Annotated in this window: 5 protein-coding genes; 1 reads left to right on the forward strand and 4 read right to left on the reverse strand. The window is 67.1% G+C overall.

Features of this window, described 5'->3' with window-relative positions:
- The 3 genes from K3M35_RS25545 to K3M35_RS25555 form a co-directional block, all read right to left on the reverse strand.
- The coding region (locus K3M35_RS25545) for a sigma factor-like helix-turn-helix DNA-binding protein (protein ID WP_220667257.1) at positions 1-282 on the reverse strand (282 nt) is incomplete at its 3' end.
- Positions 279-1,157: a replication initiation protein gene (locus K3M35_RS25550; RefSeq protein WP_225223596.1), complete on the reverse strand. Its 879-nt coding sequence runs from the start codon at positions 1,155-1,157 to the stop codon at positions 279-281. The genes K3M35_RS25550 and K3M35_RS25545, both read right to left, overlap by 4 nt.
- A gap of 320 nt (positions 1,158-1,477) precedes the next feature.
- Positions 1,478-1,684: a hypothetical protein gene (locus K3M35_RS25555; protein WP_039584155.1), complete on the reverse strand. Its 207-nt coding sequence runs from the start codon at positions 1,682-1,684 to the stop codon at positions 1,478-1,480.
- Between the two features lie 156 nt (positions 1,685-1,840).
- Here K3M35_RS25555 and K3M35_RS25560 point away from each other — a divergent pair, with 156 nt between their 5' ends.
- Entirely contained in the window at positions 1,841-2,392 is a 552-nt protein-coding gene (locus tag K3M35_RS25560) for a hypothetical protein (protein WP_220667258.1), read from the forward strand.
- A gap of 169 nt (positions 2,393-2,561) precedes the next feature.
- Here K3M35_RS25560 and K3M35_RS25565 read toward each other — a convergent pair whose 3' ends face one another.
- Positions 2,562-2,717, reverse strand: coding sequence for a hypothetical protein (locus K3M35_RS25565; RefSeq protein ID WP_308257125.1), 156 nt, complete (start codon positions 2,715-2,717; stop codon positions 2,562-2,564).
- Positions 2,718-2,728: the final 11 nt, after the last annotated feature.

Raw genomic sequence — 2,728 nt, forward strand, 5'->3', positions numbered from 1 at the left:
TGCCGCCTTGCGGGCGTGGTGCAGGATCGTGCCGACCCCGCCGGTCGTCATTCCGACCTGCTCGGCGATCTCGCGCAGCTTGAGGCCCTGAGCACGCAACTCCAGCACCCGCTGACGACGTTCGGCAGCACGGGCGAGGAACTCCTCCCGAGGCTCAGCCATGATGCGCTGGATGGTGCGTGGGGATACGCCCAACCTCTCGGCGCCTTCGCGGGCGGTCATCGTCCTCCGCGCCGGGACCTCCGCTCCTCGCCGCTTCCGTACGGGGATGTGCTTGCTCATCGCAGAACCTCCAACGCCACCGTGCGGTCTACCTTCAGACGCCGTTGACGGTTGGCTTCGATCTTCGCAGGGGAGACGACCTTGCCGCCTTTGCTGCCGAGGTGGGCTTGTCGGGCGCGGTAGGCCTGTTCGTCGAAGTTGCGCCAGATCCACTTGCCGATGGAGTAGGCGGTGGCCCTGACCTCCACGAACGGAAGTGGGGCGGTGAACTGCGTGTTGATCGCGTGGCAGTGCTGGAGCACGAGCATCAGCCAGGCATCGAGACCGTCGTGCCGGTGGTGCCACCACTGCCCGTAGGCCCAGGTGCGGGCGGTATCGAACATGGTCACGTTGCGGCCGAGCCCGACCGCCTTCTCGGGCTTCCTGGGCGCCTGACGTGGGGTGTGGACGGTGACGAGGTCGCGCAGCTCGTAGGGCCGGGACGGGCCGTAGATGGTCTCCCAATCGGGGTGGATCGGGTTCTTGGTCAGCTGCCCGCCGTAAGCGAAGTCCCCGCCGACGGAGATGCACAGACCCCGCTCGATGCGATGAGCGAAGCGCAGCGGTTGCAGCCGGGCGGAGTCGGTGCGGCAGACGGGGCCGGCCAGCCACCAGCCCAGGTGCGCCCGCCCTGACGGGGACTGCGCGACCCAGTTCGGGGCCGGATGGTCGGACGGCTGCTCGAATGCCCGCATCGCCGCATCCGGGTGGTCGCAGTCGATGACGATCGAGCCGAGCAACGCGTGAGGCGAGTGCTCGATGTAGCGCATCGTCAGTGCCTCGTCGCGGCTGTAGCGGTACTGCCCGGCACGGAGATCGTTCGTCGCATGCGGCCGATACGGCAGCAGGACCTCCCGCCCCCAGATCTCGTCGGTGAGCAATTCCCCCATCGTCATGCCGGACACTCTCGCACAAAAAAGATCATTTTTTTACGTACGACACACCAAGCCATATCAGGTATCCCGATTTTTTCCTGGGGGTTTACACCACTCACCGATCCCTGCCGGGGCCATAAACCCGGCGGATTTCCGCGGTCGCATCCGTGATGCATGAGATGTGTCCCCCGTCGGGTGTCGTCGCGGGGCGTGGTTCGCCCGATCCGGCGGGAGCGGCTGTAGCGGCCTCACACGTGTGAGGCCGGGGGACAAGTGCCCGAGGTTGGTTCAGTGCGTCAGCGGGGCGCTCAGGGCGTGTTGTGGGGCGCGGTGGCGCGACGTCAGGGCCGGCCGGGCCGGGTGGCCTCGATGTAGTCGGCGAACCCTGCCAAGAACCCACGTTCGTACTCCTCGACGTGGGGCTGCCCGACCGGGGCGGTGAACCACGTCGAAGCGTCGTGGGCGGTGTCGGCGTCTCCGAGTCGTTGCCGCTCGACGGCCTCGGCGTATCCGGCGTCGTAGCCCTGAGTGAACGCAGTCGTGGTCATACCCGCCACCTTCCTGGATCAGTCCTGGGTCATCGTCGGCGATCCCGCCGACAGACACCCGCCGACACCAGCGATGTCGATCCTGCGCGACCGAAAACGCCCACACCTCTTGCACTAAAGCTGCAATTTTGACGCGACGAAATAGGATTCTGCCTCGTGACGACCCCGCCGACGCCGACCGACAGCCCCGCAACCAGCGCAGATGACGCCGATCCGGGCATGTGCCCGTGGTGCGCAAACCCCGTCCCTCAGCACGCCGGGGCGGGCCGGCCGAGGGTGTGGTGCAGCGACCAATGCCGCCGCGACGCGTACAGCGCCCGCAAGGCATCACGCAGCGGAGCGGTCGGGGTGAAGGTGGTCCGGCAGACCCGGATCGTGGAAAAACCCGTCGAAGTCCGGGTGCCCGACTGGCGGGAAACGGTGCCCTCCACGCCGGCGAGGTACCTCGAGGACCACGAGGTGGTCGAGCACGTCATACGGCACCCAGAGCTGCTGGCGAGAGTCCTCGAATCGTTCAGCGGCTCGATCGCGTTCCGTCGCCATCCCGAGCGTGAGTACCCCCCGCCGCTGCACAAGGCGGCGGTGCAGCTGGCCCACTACCTCGATCAGTACCTCCGGGAGACCGCCCCACCGCCGCCGGAAACTGCGGGATTGTCCCGGCAGCAGCGGCGAGCCCTCGAACGGAAAAAGGCGAAGAAGGGCCGCTGACAGAACCGGTCACCCCACCCCGAAAACGGGCTGCCGCGGCACCGCTTCGCGCTGCCTTGCCCTCGGTCGATGCGTCAACATAGGTTGCCCAAAATGCTTGTGCCAGTGAAGAAGTTGGTTCGTATGTGTGCTGCGATTGGGGCCAGCCGCAGCAGTGGTTTGCCGTTGCTCAGGTGTCGGCGCCGACGTCGGCCTTCGCCGTTTCTTCGCGAGCCTTTGCCGCCTTGCGGGCGTGGTGCAGGATCGTGCCGACCCCGCCGGTCGTCATTCCGACCTGCTCGGCGATCTCGCGCAGCTTGAGGCCCTGAGCACGCAACTCCAGCACCCGCTGACGAC

This window comes from Rhodococcus sp. DMU2021 (assembly GCF_019641445.1).
In the GTDB taxonomy this organism is placed as follows: Bacteria; Actinomycetota; Actinomycetes; order Mycobacteriales; family Mycobacteriaceae; genus Rhodococcus; species Rhodococcus pyridinivorans.